This window comes from Paraflavitalea sp. CAU 1676, assembly GCF_029223285.1.
Taxonomy (GTDB): domain Bacteria; phylum Bacteroidota; class Bacteroidia; order Chitinophagales; family Chitinophagaceae; genus Paraflavitalea.
On sequence record NZ_JARHUJ010000009.1, the window covers coordinates 140,325 to 155,347 of the forward strand.

General features: G+C 50.7%; 10 protein-coding genes and 1 riboswitch. Of the genes, 8 read left to right on the forward strand and 2 right to left on the reverse strand.

Translation table 11 applies throughout. From position 1 onward, the window contains the following. The first annotated feature begins 22 nt into the window (after positions 1-22). A riboswitch (SAM riboswitch) is annotated at positions 23-167 on the forward strand. Between the two features lie 417 nt (positions 168-584). The 4 genes from P2H89_RS27710 (at position 585) to P2H89_RS27725 (ending at position 4,843) form a co-directional block, all read left to right on the forward strand. Then, positions 585-1,139 (forward strand): RteC domain-containing protein, encoded by a 555-nt coding sequence (locus tag P2H89_RS27710; protein ID WP_275833260.1) that lies wholly within the window; start codon positions 585-587, stop codon positions 1,137-1,139. 194 nt (positions 1,140-1,333) lie between these two features. After that, positions 1,334-1,906, forward strand: coding sequence for an RNA polymerase sigma-70 factor (locus P2H89_RS27715; RefSeq protein WP_275833262.1), 573 nt, complete (start codon positions 1,334-1,336; stop codon positions 1,904-1,906). A gap of 11 nt (positions 1,907-1,917) precedes the next feature. Next, the gene (locus tag P2H89_RS27720; RefSeq protein ID WP_275833263.1) at positions 1,918-2,901 is read left to right on the forward strand and encodes a FecR domain-containing protein; all 984 of its coding nucleotides are present in this window, start codon (positions 1,918-1,920) and stop codon (positions 2,899-2,901) included. Between the two features lie 19 nt (positions 2,902-2,920). Beyond that, a complete protein-coding gene (locus tag P2H89_RS27725; protein ID WP_275833265.1) occupies positions 2,921-4,843 on the forward strand; it encodes an STN and carboxypeptidase regulatory-like domain-containing protein in 1,923 nt (640 codons plus the stop codon). A gap of 798 nt (positions 4,844-5,641) precedes the next feature. Here P2H89_RS27725 and P2H89_RS27730 read toward each other — a convergent pair. Then, entirely contained in the window at positions 5,642-7,069 is a 1,428-nt protein-coding gene (locus tag P2H89_RS27730) for a hypothetical protein (RefSeq protein ID WP_275833267.1), read from the reverse strand. A 144-nt stretch (positions 7,070-7,213) separates the two neighbouring features. Next, positions 7,214-7,750, reverse strand: coding sequence for an AraC family transcriptional regulator (locus tag P2H89_RS27735; protein WP_275833269.1), 537 nt, complete (start codon positions 7,748-7,750; stop codon positions 7,214-7,216). A 195-nt stretch (positions 7,751-7,945) separates the two neighbouring features. Between P2H89_RS27735 and P2H89_RS27740 the strand changes: the two genes are divergently transcribed. The 4 genes from P2H89_RS27740 to P2H89_RS27755 all read left to right on the forward strand — a co-directional run bounded on the left by P2H89_RS27740 (position 7,946) and on the right by P2H89_RS27755 (position 14,812). After that, on the forward strand, positions 7,946-8,881 hold the full coding sequence (locus P2H89_RS27740) for a helix-turn-helix domain-containing protein (RefSeq protein ID WP_275833271.1): 936 nt from the start codon (positions 7,946-7,948) through the stop codon (positions 8,879-8,881). A 145-nt stretch (positions 8,882-9,026) separates the two neighbouring features. Then, positions 9,027-10,424: a TolC family protein gene (locus tag P2H89_RS27745; RefSeq protein WP_275833273.1), complete on the forward strand. Its 1,398-nt coding sequence runs from the start codon at positions 9,027-9,029 to the stop codon at positions 10,422-10,424. Between the two features lie 17 nt (positions 10,425-10,441). Continuing rightward, positions 10,442-13,660, forward strand: a complete 3,219-nt coding sequence (locus P2H89_RS27750; RefSeq protein WP_275833275.1) for an efflux RND transporter permease subunit — start codon at positions 10,442-10,444, stop codon at positions 13,658-13,660. Positions 13,661-13,687: 27 nt separating this feature from the next. Then, complete coding sequence (locus tag P2H89_RS27755) at positions 13,688-14,812, forward strand: efflux RND transporter periplasmic adaptor subunit (RefSeq protein WP_275833276.1); 1,125 nt, start codon at positions 13,688-13,690, stop codon at positions 14,810-14,812. Positions 14,813-15,023 lie beyond the last annotated feature (211 nt).

A 15,023-nucleotide genomic window follows, 5' to 3' on the forward strand; every position in this document is an offset into this window, starting at 1 on the left:
TGCTACGTTCTTTTTTATGTGTTGCTTATCAAGAAAGGCTGAGGGAAAACGGGCCCGATGACGCCTTGGCAACCCTTCTTATGTTTCATGCTGTATAGACATTGTGCATGATGCTGAGGATGAAGGTGCCAATTCCTGCTCCATCGAAAGGTGGAGGTAGATAAGTCTGTGTACAGCTTTGAAAGGCACTGCCATTGGCATTGTATAAATATTTTCAGGCTCACCTGGCTTATTTGCAGGTGAGCTATTTTTTTGCCCACACTTCAGGAATCATTCAGTAACCATTTTAAAAAACTTCCCGATCAGCTACCAGGCTTTGCAGTAATGCTTCGCCCATGGTTTTCCGGGAACATTCAGGAGGGTTTTGTTTCTTCTTATATGTCAATGTCCGCTTTGTCCTTATCCCGGTTAAGCCGGGATGGGACACGGGCAAAAGCAGGAAGAACTAAAAATTGACAGTAACCTTTGTTTCAAATAGTAGATTTTCTCATGTGACCTTTTGGTTAACCAGGGATTGTTTTTACTTTCCCTGCTTTTTTTTGAAACCCGTTTATTCAAAATCCCTATAACCCCCTGGACCGTCTATGAAAGATCAATGCCAACGCCTGTACGATGCAATGCTTTCCGAAATGGAGCAATGCAGGCAACAGCATACATCCGAGAAAGAGCAGATCGAATGTGCTTTTCGCACCTGCGAAATGAACTGGAAAAAGCTTCAGACCCTACTACACACCTACCGGTTTCAAAGTGAAGCCGAAGAAGCCTGGTTCTTCAAGACCATCAAGCCCAAATTTACCGGCCTCATCGAATACTATGCCCTCGTATACAAGGCTGCCCTGTTTCTGCCCGATGACGATGCCCGTGATATCAACCGTTTCTGGCAAAATGAACTACAGCTGGCCCGGCGCTTTTTTGCCGAACATGAAACGTTCTATAAATATTATAAGGCAGGTCTTACCGAAATGGACACCATTTACTTTGTACGCGCCAACAACGATCCTACGCTGGTGCCTGCCGCCAAGGCCTACGATATTGCCCCCGAAGCCACTACGTCGCACGACCACCTGGTAGCGTCCATCATTGCCCGCGAACGGTATATGGAATACGTACAGCGGCAGCTGCAGCGCATGACTAATTAGTGGCGTCACTTCGATCGTAGTGTATTGATATTTAACCTACAGATAATGTAATGGATGCAGGGGGCAGCTTCATGAACCCTTTTTATTGCCGTATTTCGTGCCCCGCATAGGGGTAAGCTTCCCGCCGGTTGTCAATTAATAAAGCGCAATTGGGAGAAGCAGTTATATTTGGAGGCAGATATCAAACCGTTCGAATGGCAGTTAACGATACGGGCAGCATTCAGCTAAGGACTGAGAGCGGCACGACTCTTTTTGAGGATGTTTTTAAATCGCATTTTAAGAACCTGCATGCGTATGCCTGCACGATCGTTAAGGATGATATCATGGCCGAAGAGATGGTGCAAAACGTGTTCTACAAGATCTGGGAACGCAAGGCGCATCTCAATATTCAAACCTCCCTGACTGCCTACCTGTACCGCGCTGTGTACCACGAAAGTCTCAATTACATCAAGCACCTCAAGGTCAAAACCGCCTACCAGTCCTATGCAACAGCGCGCATGAATCAACAAGCCGATAACGCCGAGAAGAAAGTTTTGCTGGGTGAGCTGGAAGCGCGTTTGCGTACCGCCTTGCAGGAGTTGCCCGAACAGTGCCGCACCATATTTCAGATGAGCCGGTTCGAAGAATTGAAATACCAGGAGATCGCCGACCGCCTGGGCTTATCCATCAAGACGGTAGAAAACCAGATGGGGAAGGCCCTTAAGTTGATGCGATTGAAACTGATCGATTTTTTACCGTTTCTGATCCTGTCCCTGTTAAACCTGTAAACCCGTAAAGATTGAAAGAACATGTACACGATATGAACGATGACCTGCTGGTAAAATACCTGCTGCAGGAAACCACGCTGCACGAAAGCAGAACGGTGGAATCCTGGATCAGGGCCACTCCTGGCAACCAGCGGTATTTCGATCACTTTAAGTTGATCTGGGACCGCAGCCGCGAGCTTGCTGCCACCAGCAGCGTAGATGAAGAAATGGCGTGGCAGCGTTTTCAGCAACGGGTGATCGAAGATGGAACGCCGTCGCGCGGTATCGTGCGCACTATGAACAGGCGCACGAGCAGCTGGCAGGTGGCCGCCATCCTGGCGGGCCTGGTGGGCATAGTGGCCATGATCTACTATTTTGGGCGCCTTGGAAAAACGCCGGTAGTGCTGGCGGCCGCGGAAATCGCCCAGGTCGATACCTTGCCCGATGGATCGGTGATCACCCTCAACCGCCATTCCTCCCTCAGCTATGCCGGTGGCTACAATGAAAAGAAAAGAACCGTAGCCCTGAAAGGCGAGGCTTTCTTCAGCATCGTACCCGACAAAAAGAAACCCTTTGTGGTGGAGGTGAATGGCATCACAGTTACAGTAACCGGTACTTCTTTCAACATCAAGACCACGGGCCGCCAAACAGAAGTGATCGTTGAAACCGGTACGGTGCTGGTAAGCAATGGCCACGAAACCATTGCCCTTACGCCAAAGGAAAAGGTGATCGTAGCCGATCCCGATTCAACCCTCAACAAAGAACAAAACACCGACGACCTGTACAGGTATTACCGCGACAAAACCTTCGTTTGCGATAAAACACCCCTTTGGAAAGTAGTGAAAGTGATCAATGAAGCTTACGATGCCAATATTGTTATTGGATCGAAAGAGCTGGCACAGCAGCCACTCTCTACTACTTTTCACAATCAGTCGCTGGATCAGATACTAGTCGTACTCCAGGAAACATTTGGTTGCACCATTGAACGTACCAATTCCACGATCGTGTTGAAATAGTTATACTACACATTAAGTTATGAAGCAGTTAGCAGGATTGGTAAGCGCCGCCTTACTCACTATTCTTTTATTGTTTTCCACCGCCTCTACCGCACAGAGCATCCTTGGCCGAAACGTTTCCTTTGTCGTGAACCGTCAGCAACTGGATCAGGTGCTGGAGATACTGAGTAACAAGGCCAATTTCTATTTCTCCTACAACAGCAATATCATCAAGGGGGATAGCCTCGTTACGCTTACTGTTTATAACAAGACTGTAAAGCAGGTGATGGAGCAATTGTTTCCCAACGGGTATGAATACCGTGAGAGCGGCAATTATATCATCCTCCGTAAAACGCCGATCAAAATACCGGCTGTTACCAGCCGTACGGAGACGGAAGAGAAATATTACTTCATCAGCGGTTATATCCTGGACGATCAAACGGGCGAAACGATCCCCCATGCCAGTATCTATGAAAAAAGTCAGCTGGCTTCCGCGATGAGTGATGGGCAGGGCTATTTCAAACTGAAACTGAAGAGCCGGTACAGCCGGGCATCCCTTACAGTGAGCAAAGATCTGTACCTCGATACCACCATCGCTGTGCAACCCAAATACAACCAGCAGATGTCGATTGCCATCATGCCGGTGGAAGTGTCGGACAAGACTATCACCATTACACCGTATACCTTCGAGGTGCCCGATTCGATCGTGGTGGCCGTGCGCAAGGCCGATAGTACACACTGGATCTATACATATCGCAAAGCCGATTCGGCCATGGTCGACAAAACGAATATCGGCCGATGGTTCCTGTCCACCTGGCAAAAGGTGCAGGCCATCAACATGAAGAAATTCTTCACTGTGCGTCCCTACCAGCTATCGCTGCTGCCCGGCCTCAGTACGAACGGTCCGCTCAATAGCCAGGTGATCAACAATGTGTCGCTCAACGTATGGGGCGGCTACTCGGGCGGGGTGAATGGGGTAGAGCTCGGTGGCTGGTTCAATATCGACAACAAAGATGTTCGCTGGGTACAGTTCGCCGGCTGGTTTAATGTGGTAGGCGGGCGCATGACGGGCGTGCAATTAGCAGGTATTCACAATACGGTCATGGATAGTGTGAACGGGGTGCAGGGCAGTGGTATATCCAACCACGTGCGGAGAAACTTTACGGGCGCGCAATTGGGCGGCATCTACAACCACGTGGGTGGCAGATTGAATGGCGTACAGGCTGGTGGTATAGGCAACTATACCAATAGCGGTACTACGGGTGCGCAAGTGGGCGGCATATTCAACGTAAACAGCCGGTCGTTCAATGGAGCGCAGATTGCCGGGGTGGTCAATGCCAACTTCAAGAATATGCGGGGTGCCCAGGTAGCCGGTCTGCTGAACGTAAACCTGGGGGAGGTAAAAGGCGCGCAAATTGCGAGCATTATCAACTATACCAAAAAGCTGTCGGGCGTGCAGATCGGGTTGATCAATATCGCCGATACTTCCGACGGCTACAGTATCGGGTTGGTCAACATCATCTTCAAAGGATATCATAAGCTGGCGTTGTATGGTAACGAGGAGTTTCCGTTCAACGCGGCTTTCAAAACGGGCAATTCCAAATTGTATAGCATTCTGCTGGCGGGTGTAGAACCTACCAAAGACGAAAAGGCCTACACCTTCGGATATGGTTTAGGACACGAAAGGAAGTTCAACAGAAAGCTGGCACTCAATATAGAAGCTACTACGCAGCATGTATACCTGGGCAGTTGGGACTACCTCAACCTGCTAACGCGGCTGGAGGCGCACGTGCATCTCAAGCTGGCCAAATGGTTTTCGATCTACGCTGGTCCGTCGGTGTCACTCTATTACTCCGATCAGGAGACCAAATTCACGGGTTACAAACAAAATATCCGCTCGCTCGACAAAGGAAAGAACCTGGCCGTATGGTCGGGCTTCACAGTGGGTATGCACTTGTTCTAATTCTAAGTTTTCTGGAATTTTTGGTTTGCCTGGTGAAGGCCCGGATGGCCTGACTGGTTCTGACAAGAGGCCCTGGCCAGACCGCCATTTTGGTCGGCCAGGCTCTGTGATGTTCGTGGATTCAGCGCGGGTCTTAGCCCGGGTTTGTTTTCTGGATGCTGGCAGGTTCGCCGCATTCAGCACGACCATTGTCGCTGTTTAATCTTCGGCTCCCGATGTTTAGTCATTCCTAAACAATCTCACCTGTTGCCGGTTTTTTCGACGTGCCTGAGAGGGGTTTTATTATTATTTTCTTCGGTCCTTGTTCGGTATTTGTTCGGTATTTCATTGGTAAATCACCGTAAAATACCGAAGGAGGTACGAATAAGAAGCGAACAAATACCGAACAAGGACATAACGGTTTACGAGCGAGGAGCGAATGAAGCACGATGTCCTTTGCTAAAATAACTATACAAGTTTTCGTGTCTTGTACTGAAAAAACTTTACAGGTGGGTAGTCTATTACCGGGAGAGCTTTACAGTAGTCCCTCTGCCACAGGGTTTTGCATGCTAACGGCCTGCCTGGGGCGGCCCAACCATAGACCAAGGGTATTGAATCCGCGCCCCATAGCCTGCACATGGCCTGCATAGAGCCAACATATTGTCAATGAAAGAACAGGCCTTTCAGGCAATGTGCAGGCAATATGCAGACAATATGCGGAGAAGTGCAACCCATGTTGCCGGCATCAGCCGCAAAGAAAAGCCCCGCAACGGCAGGGCGAATCAGTTTGGGCAAAATCCTTCATCGCGTTTAAGGCCATTAGCGGCCCATTTTCATCAGCTTGGGATAAAAACGAAGGTAGAGCTGACCGCCCACCGGATTGCGGCCGTAAAGCACTTCTAAATCCTTTGCAGGCCGGTAGAAGCTCAGGTGTCCACCCGCAGCAATGTTAACCGGCCCCAGGACCAGGAGTTGGTAGTTGAGACCAGCGGTGAATGCGTGGACCGGAAATATGGCATCGTGGCCAAATTCTGACTCATCGAGGTGCAGCTCTTCGGTCGATTTTTGTACCCATTCATAACGGCTGTACAGGGCCAGCTTCTTCAATTGCAAAGCGCCTTCTACCAATACCGCATGCTCTCCATCGTGTCCTGCTGTTTTGTTAACACCCCACAAGGTGGTCACATTCAGGAAACGATCCTTCTGCAAAGGCAGGCTATACACAGCAGAAGCCGTGGTGCGGTGCACATCCTCGTCGTCGTGCAGGGCCTCCGGGCTTTTGATATATCCATGAGATACCTGTAAGGCCCAGTTGGCGGTAGGGTTGTACGAAAGACGGCCGCTCCAGGAATCGAAACGGGCTTTATCGAAATTGTATCGGTCCTCATCGGGCTCGCGACCGGTAAAGGAAGAACCTTCAATTTTAAACTTACCCAGGCGCACACCCAGCGTGGCTACGCCAAATGTAATGTGCGTGCCATCGTTCCAGTGGTGACTGAGCGGTGCATCGGGATTGGGCAGGGCCGAGGGCCGGTGCATGAACGCTACCGAGCCAAGGGCCGGCTCGCCGGGATAACCGAAATATCCAAATACGTCTATGTTCTTCGAAATGCTATGCGTGTATCCGACAGATAGTTCAGAGAAAAGATCGTGCGGGTGTTGCCGGTCGACCAGAGGTTGCCCTTTCCAGGACTCGCCCGACTGAAACAACAGCGGATAACCGGAGCCGCCGGCAATCGGTGCATCGAACGAAAGCATGGCGCTGAAGCGGAAGAGCCCGCGGTTGCCTACTTTGCGCTGCCCCATTGCCATCAGCCAGTTGGGCGCATCCCATTTCTCTCCGCCACGAACTCCTTTATTGCCGATATCCTGTTTGTTGTAACGGAGGAACACACTGCCGTGGATCATGTACATCCATTTCTTCGCATGCAACATGGCGCCATACATGGGCGATGCATCGGGCAACCAGCCGGTGCCCGATCCGTTGCGGTTCATGGGCAGGTTGAGCGAAAAAGCGTGGCTCATCGGCGGCGTGGGGTGCGTGGCAGAGTCATGCTGTGCACCATGAGCCATATGATCCATGCCAGCCCGTTGCTGACGAGCCGATTGTTTCTTTTGCGCGGGTGTATCGTGCTGATGTTGGGCAGCCTTCGGTTTTATTGTATCTGTTGTATGGTGTTCGTGTTGAGCAAACGCGGTTGCGCCGGTAAGCAGGTGTGCAAGAAGGGTGATGAATACTCTTGACATATTGATCAGTTTTGTGGGTGCGGCCTTTACCGCACCGGTTGATGATGGCACAAAACTATTGCCAGCTTGCTGCCCGCCTGTTACATCTTTCGGAAGGAGAGTTATATAATTCTAAGATGGGACCTAACCGTACGACTGCAACCTTTAATCTTCTTTTAATTGGCGGAAGGCCGAAGGCGTGAAACCGGTTACTTTTTTAAACTGGGCCGATAAGTGGGCCACACTGCTATAACCCATTTTGAAAGCAATATCATTCAGCGAAAGTTTGTCGTAGATCATCAATTCTTTTACCTTCTCTATTTTTTCGTTGATGACATATTTCTCTATGGTGATGCCTTCCACTTCCGAAAACAATTTGCTGAGGTAGGAGTATTCTTTTTGTAACGCATCCGACAAGAGGGCAGAGAATTTATGGTTGTCTTCCAGATCGGCCTGGCCGATCAGTCGCTGAATGGTTGACTTGATCTGTTCGATGGTCTTTTGCCGCTGGTTATCGAGCAGCTCAAAACCGAGGGCCTCCAATTTCGACTTCAGGGTGTCGAGTACCGGCGCTGCAGGCGCTTCCGCCAGTTCTACTTCGCCGAGTTTTATGTTCAATGGGTGCAATCCTGTTTCTTCCAATGTTTGCCGCACGATCATGATGCAGCGGTTACATACCATGTTCCTGATATAAAGTTCCATCGGGTGCAATGTAGTAATTATGCTTTTGCTTTCGTTAACCACTTGTTAAGCGGCCTGCAACTATCTGCCGGTCAGCGATGCTACTGAATGACAACCGTCGAAAAGCGCCCGCTGTTTGTCGCAGGGTGCGGGGCATCCGTCTAATTTTATAAACATTTTAATCTGGCCATTGTTTGATTTTCATAATTTCACAGAATGGGCAAGGCGGAATCCATCAGCGAATTCTATAAAAGGCTTGGCGCACCGGCGGCCGACGCCAGTTGTGTGATCTATGATAAACATCAGCAACGACAGGAGCTCGGACACCTGAATGTGTACAAGCGTGGTGAATACGGCTGCAAAACTTATTCCCCCTACAACAGACGCGATTTTTACAAGATCTCCCTCATTATCGGTGAAGGCATGTTGTACTATGCGGATAAAGGTATCAGGATCGACCGGCCGGCCCTGTTGTTTTCCAACCCGACGATCCCGTATGCCTGGGAGGCTTCATCGCCGCAACAGGATGGTTATTTCTGTCTCTTCGATCAGCAGTTTGCCGATCGTACGCAGCAGCGCAGCGAAGGCATCATGGAATCGCCCCTGTTCAAGATCGGTGGCGATCCCATTTATTTCGTGACGCCGCAACAGGTCGATTTTCTCTATGATATATTTGCTAAAATGCAGGTAGAGCTTGCCTCGGAGTATATTCATAAGTACGACCTGCTGCGCAATTATGTGAACCTGATCATTCATGAAGCGTTGAAGTCGAAACCGGCCGACTGTTATTTTCAACATACCAATGCTTCTTCAAGAATAGTTGCTTTGTTCGTTGAATTGCTCGAAAGGCAGTTCCCCATCGATTCGCCCGATCATGTGCTGCGATTAAAAACGGCCGGCGATTATGCGCTGCACCTCTCGGTGCATGCCAATCACCTCAACCGGGTAGTGAAAGAGATGACCGGCAAAACGACCACCGAGCATATTGCCGATCGTATCGTGAAGGAAGCCAAGGCACTGCTGATGCATACCAATTGGAATGTGTCGGAGATCGCTTACAGCCTGGGCTTTGAGTATCCCGCTTACTTCAATAACTTCTTCAAGAAACAAACCTTGCAAACGCCCCGCACCTTCCGCGGAGCGGTTGTTTGAATTTTATAGTTATTTGTTTGAAATCTATAATGCCTGTACCTATGACAGCAGGTAATTTTACCTGCTTAATAAAACTCTCGCACTAACGCGCTTGCCCGAGGTTAAGGACATCAAAAAAGGAATGCCATTCATTCATTCGCTCAGCATGTTAAAGAAATTTTCTCTTCCCTTATCAGGGATCATAGCTATTGTTTTCGGTACTACCGTCGCTCAGGCGCAGGTGCTAACCCTTAAGGAAGCGGTGCAAACCGGCTTGCAGAACTACAATGCCATCAAGGCAAAGGCGAGTTATGTAAGTGCTTCCAAAGCTTCTGTGAAACAAAGTGTGAAAGAATATTATCCCGATCTCAGTGTTTCGTTCCAGCATGACTATGGAACGGTGAACGGCCAAACAGGGCCGTTATACGGATTCCGCGGCCTGGGTACCGCCTCTTCGGGGCAACCACTGGCCGATCAAAATTGGAATGCCGCATTCGGTGCGCTGTATCTTACCAATATCAACTGGGATTTTTATTCCTTTGGCCGGGCGCGTGAAAAGATCAAAACGGCGCAGGCCGTGGTAGCGCGCGACGAGAGCGACCTGGTGCAGGAGCAGTTTCAGCATGAAGTGCGGGTAGCGGCAGCTTATCTCAACCTGCTGGCAGCGCAGCGACTCACACAGTCCTGGCAAAACAACCTCGACCGCGCGGTGGCGCTGCAGGGCATCGTAACCACCCGCGTAAAGAATGGTCTCAATGCCGGTGTCGATTCGTCGCTTGCCAATGCAGAGGTTTCCAATGCGCGCATCGTGTTGACGCGGGCGCGGGATTATGAACAGGAGCAGGCCAACCAACTCGCGATACTGATGGGTGTACAGCACCAGGTCTTTACACTCGATTCGGTATTCGTAGCCAGGATACCGACGGCCCTGTACGATTCGGGCAGCAGCAAACAGGTGCATCCCTTGCTGGCCTTTTATCAACGCAGGATCGACCTCAGCAATGAACAGGCTAAATATTTCAAAACCCTCAGCTATCCCACGTTCACCCTGTTTGGTGTTTTCCAGGGGCGCGGCTCTGGCTTCGATCCGGAATATGGTATCAATGACCTGAATAAATTTTCCCGGAGTTATTTAAAGGGCATCGATCCGGTGCGCGCCAACTACCTCTTTGGGGTGGGCATGATCTGGAATCTTACAACACCCTTGCGCGTGCAGCAGCAGGTCACTTCACAGAAGTTCATCTCGCAGGCGCTCAAAGAAGAATATGAACTCACCGATCAGCGATTGAAAGCGCAGCTGGCTTTGTCGGACAACAAGATCAAAAATGCGCTCGATAATTACCGGGAAGTACCGGTGCAGGTGAAAGCTGCTTCCGATGCTTTTCTGCAGAAATCGGTGTTGTATAAGAATGGGTTGACGAATATGGTAGATGTTACGCAGGCCCTGTATGCGTTGAACCGTGCCGAGACCGATCGGGCTATTACCTATAACAATGTATGGCAGGCGCTCTTGCTGAAAGCAGCTGCCTCAGGTGATTTCGCTTTATTTATTAATGAGTTTTAACTGAACCTTTCGTAGTCATGGGATTGATCAGAACAGCTTTAAGGAAACCTATCTCCATCCTGGTATTGGTAGCAGGGCTCTTGTTCTTTGGCATTGGCGCTGTACGCACGATCAAGGTCGATATATTTCCGCAGATGAACCTGCCGGTGATCTATGTTTCGCACCCCTTTGGTGGTTATACACCCTCTCAAATGGAGGCCTTCTTCGGCAAGCAGTACATCAATATTCTCTTGTATGTGAATGGTATCAAGTCGATCGAGACAAAGAACGCACAGGGGCTTACCCTCATGAAGATCACTTTTTACCCCAGTACCAATATGGCGCAGGCGGCTGCCGAACTGGGCGCCTTTTGTAACCGGGCGCAGGCCATCTTTCCGCCGGGATCTCAACCTCCTTTTATCATTCGCTTCGATGCATCTACACTGCCGGTTGGTCAGCTGGTGCTAAGCAGTCCCTCGCGTACCAACAACGAACTGATGGATATGGCCAACGTGTATGTGCGCAGCGCTTTCACGTCCATTCCCGGCCTTATCGGCTCGCCTCCCTTTGGTGGCAATATCCGTACCATTGTGATCAAGGCCGATCCCGAATTACTTCGTTCGCATCAGCTAACGCCCGATCAGTTGGTGGAAGCCCTGCGCCTCAACAACCAGATATCGCCGGGTGGTAATGTACGGGTGGGTGATTATAATTACCTCACACCGGCCAATACGGTGATCAAGAGTGTAAAAGACTTTGAAAATATTCCTTTGTATAAAGGCGGCGTACAAAACCTGTACCTGCGCGATGTGGCCACGGTAGAAGATGGCGCCGATATCACCATGGGTTATGCCCTGGTGAACGGCAAGCGCTCGGTATATGTGAGCATCGCCAAATCGTCGGACGCTTCTACCTGGGAAGTGGTGCAGAAGCTGAAAGCGGCCCTGCCAACCTTTCAGGCACAGCTGCCCGAAGATGTGAAACTGTCGTATGAGTTTGACCAGTCTGTTTATGTAATGAATGCGGTGAAGAGTCTGTTGAGTGAAGGCGCCATCGGCGCTATCCTTACAGGCCTGATGGTATTGATGTTCCTGGGCGATGCGCGGGGCGCGTTGATCGTGATCCTCACGATCCCTACCTCCATCATTGCCGGTGTGTTGTTCCTGCAACTGTTTGGACAAACCATCAATATCATGACCCTCAGCGGTCTGTCACTGGCTATTGGTATCCTCGTCGATGAATCGACGGTAACGATAGAAAATATTCACCAGCACCTCGATATGGGCAAGCCGAAGGCCAAGGCCATCTGGGATGCGTGTAAGGAAATTGCGTTTCCAAAGCTGTTGATCCTGTTCTGTATCCTGGCGGTGTTTGCACCGGCGTTTACCATGCAGGGCATTCCGGGTTCGCTCTTCCTGCCCTTGTCGCTGGCGATCGGCTTTTCGATGATCGTCTCTTATTTCCTGTCGCAGACCTTCGTACCCATCATGGCCAACTGGATCATGAAATCGCACAAGAAGGTGCATGCGGTAGCTGGTGCTCACCAGGACGACTGGGAGTTGAAAGCAGCGATGGCCGAGCGAACCGATACCAATAGTGATGGAAAACTCACCCGGTTTGAAAAGTTCCGGGCCCGCTTCATGCGTTTCCTCGACAGGCTGCTGCGTTTCCGCAAGGTGGTGGTAGGGGTTTACCTGGTACTTGCCATTGGTGCGGTGGTATTGTTGCTGTCGAATATCGGGCGCGATGTGTTGCCCAAGGTGAATGGTGCACAATTCCAGGTGCGCCTGAAAGCGCCGGAAGGTATGCGTATCGAACGTACCGAAGAAAAAGTGGTACGCATGCTGCACATACTGGATACGCTTGTTGGGAAAGATAATATTGCGATCAGCTCGGCATTTGTGGGTCAGCACCCGGCCCAATTCTCCATTGCGCCTATCTATTTGTTTACCGGTGGTCCGCATGAAGCCGTATTACAGGTAGCTTTGCAGGAGCATTATAAGGTGAACATGGACGAGCTCAAAGAGAAGCTGCGTACAGAAGTGGCGAAGGCCATGCCCGAAGTGAAATTGTCGTTCGAGCCGATCGAACTTACTGATAAGATATTGAGTCAGGGTTCACCTACACCGGTAGAAGTGCGCATTGCAGGCCGTAATAAGAAACTCAATGAAGCTTATGCGCACAAGATCATGGATAAGTTGGCGCAGATCTCTTACCTGCGCGATATCCAGATCGCACAACCTATTCGTTATCCTGCCCTTAATATCAATATTGATCGTATCAAGGCGGCACAGCTGGGTGTTGATATGTCGGATATCTCCCGCTCGGTGGTTGCTTCTACTTCTTCTTCGCGCTATACAGAAAAGAACGTGTGGCTCGATGAAAAAGCTGGTTTAAGTTATAACGTGCAGGTGCAGATCCCGGAAAGCAAGATGGCCAGCATCAACAGCATCGGTGAAATTCCGGTATTGCGAAATGCGCCGAGGCCGTTATTGAGCGATGTGGCAACGATTGAAACGGATACTACTTACGGACAAAATGATAACCTGGGCGCCATGCCGATCGTTTCGGTAACGGCCAACCTGATGGATAAAGATCTTGGTGTTGCGACGGTTGATGTGAAAGCGGCGATCGCTTCGCTGGGCGAGTTGCCGCGGGGCCTCACGGTAGAGCCCATTGGCTTGGGGCAGGTGCTTACGGAAACCCTCGATAGTTTGCAAACAGGTTTGCTCGTGGCGATCGTGGTGATCTTCCTGATGCTGGCGGCCAACTTCCAGTCGTTCAAGGTATCGGCGGTGGTGTTGACTACGGTGCCGGCTGTATTGCTGGGTGCTTTGCTGATGTTGCTGGCTACGGGCTCAACGCTCAACCTGCAATCGTATATGGGCATCATCATGTCGGTAGGGGTGTCAATCGCCAATGCCGTATTGCTGATCACGAATGCAGAGCAGTTGCGTAAGCACAATGGCAATGCACTGCAAAGTGCGCGGGAAGCGGCGGCTTTGCGTTTGCGCCCCATCCTGATGACGAGTGTGGCGATGGTGGTGGGCATGGTGCCTATGGCAGCCGGTTTGGGCGAAGCGGGCGACCAGGTATCGCCACTGGCGCGTGCGGTGATCGGTGGGCTGATCGCTTCTACTTTTGCTACCTTGCTGATGCTGCCGCTGGTATTTGCCTGGATGCAGGGTAAGGCTTCGACGGCGTCGGTATCGCTCGATCCCGAGGATAAGGAAAGTAAATTCTATGTTGGCGAATAAATAAACGGGTTCTTTTATACAATGCATATGACATCAAAACATATAGTGCTCTTTTTACTGGCAGGCTACGGATTGGTGAACACGGCCTGTAATTCTTCTCACGGAGAGAAGAAAGGGGAACCGGCTGCTGCCGTGGCTCCACCCGTGGTGGAGGCTTTTGCGCTGCAGAAGGACAAACTATCTACTGCTTTTCAAACACCGGCAGAACTGATCGCCTGGCAACAGGTGGATCTGTATGCGAAGGAAAATAGTTTTGTACGCAAACTGTTTGTGGATGTTGGTTCGGAAGTGAAGACAGGTCAACTGCTGGCATCGCTGGAAGCACCGGAACTCAATTCAAGGCTGGCGGCTGCTGAGTCGAGGTTGAAAGCACAGGAAGCGATCTATACCGCGAGCAAGTCGCAATACGACCGCCTGTATGAAACGAGCAAAACGCCGGGTACTATTTCGCAGAATGATCTGGACCAGGCGGCGGCCCGCAAGAACTCGGACCTCGCGCAGCTGGATGCTGCCCGCGCTGCGCATCGCGAGATCACGGTGCTGCAGGGTTATCTCGAGATCAGGGCGCCGTTTGATGGGGTGATCAGTGCACGTAATGCCAACCTGGGTGGTTATGTGGGACCTTCGGGCAAAGGATCGGAATTTCCAATGTTCACCTTGCAGGCGCAAAAAAAGCTGAGACTGGTAGTGGCTGTGCCCGAAGCTTATACGGGATACCTGGATGCAAAACATCCCGTGGAGTTTACGGTGAAGTCAATGCCCAATGAACTGTTCAAGGGTACGGTGAACCGCCAGGCCGGTGCATTGGATACAAGGCTGCGCTCGGAGCGCATCGAGATCGATGTGGACAATAACAGCAAGAGATTACTGCCGGGTATGATTGCCGAGGTGAAGATCCCTTTCCCGGCGAAGGACAGTACCTTGATCGTGCCTAAATCGGCCCTGGTCAATTCGCCCGAAAGATTGTTTGTAGTAAGAGTGGTGAACAACAAAGCCGAGTGGGTGGATGTGAAGAAGGGGCGTGAAACGGGCGGGAAGATCGAGGTGTTCAGTGATAAGCTGCAGCCCGGCGATCAGTTGGTGAAGAAGGCCAGCGAAGAAGTGCGCGATGGTTCGGACTTGAAAAATGTTAAGACCGTGGCGGGATATTAAAGGAGAAGGAGGGCTGGAAGTGTGGTTTATGTAAGCCAGCTCTGCAACATAAAGGTTATCTGTGATCAGCTGCCGGGCATCCGGCGGCTGTTTTTTTGGGGTAGAGGGGGCGCCGGTCGAAACGCTGCGGTCGGTTTGGTGTGCTGAGCGGCAAGTTGCAGCGCTGTTTGAATTTCATAAGGAATGGTTTGATCTGTGTAAAAATGCCCCG

What these genes read in the sequence shown, in the direction of transcription:
- P2H89_RS27740 (WP_275833271.1), top strand. Translation starts at nt 7,946, where the DNA reads ATGGGCAAGGCGGAATCCATCAGCGAATTCTATAAAAGGCTTGGCGCA.
- P2H89_RS27735 (WP_275833269.1), bottom strand. Translation starts at nt 7,750, where the DNA reads ATGGAACTTTATATCAGGAACATGGTATGTAACCGCTGCATCATGATC.
- P2H89_RS27755 (WP_275833276.1), top strand. Translation starts at nt 13,688, where the DNA reads ATGACATCAAAACATATAGTGCTCTTTTTACTGGCAGGCTACGGATTG.
- P2H89_RS27715 (WP_275833262.1), top strand. Translation starts at nt 1,334, where the DNA reads ATGGCAGTTAACGATACGGGCAGCATTCAGCTAAGGACTGAGAGCGGC.
- P2H89_RS27750 (WP_275833275.1), top strand. Translation starts at nt 10,442, where the DNA reads ATGGGATTGATCAGAACAGCTTTAAGGAAACCTATCTCCATCCTGGTA.
- P2H89_RS27710 (WP_275833260.1), top strand. Translation starts at nt 585, where the DNA reads ATGAAAGATCAATGCCAACGCCTGTACGATGCAATGCTTTCCGAAATG.
- P2H89_RS27725 (WP_275833265.1), top strand. Translation starts at nt 2,921, where the DNA reads ATGAAGCAGTTAGCAGGATTGGTAAGCGCCGCCTTACTCACTATTCTT.
- P2H89_RS27730 (WP_275833267.1), bottom strand. Translation starts at nt 7,069, where the DNA reads ATGTCAAGAGTATTCATCACCCTTCTTGCACACCTGCTTACCGGCGCA.
- P2H89_RS27745 (WP_275833273.1), top strand. Translation starts at nt 9,027, where the DNA reads ATGTTAAAGAAATTTTCTCTTCCCTTATCAGGGATCATAGCTATTGTT.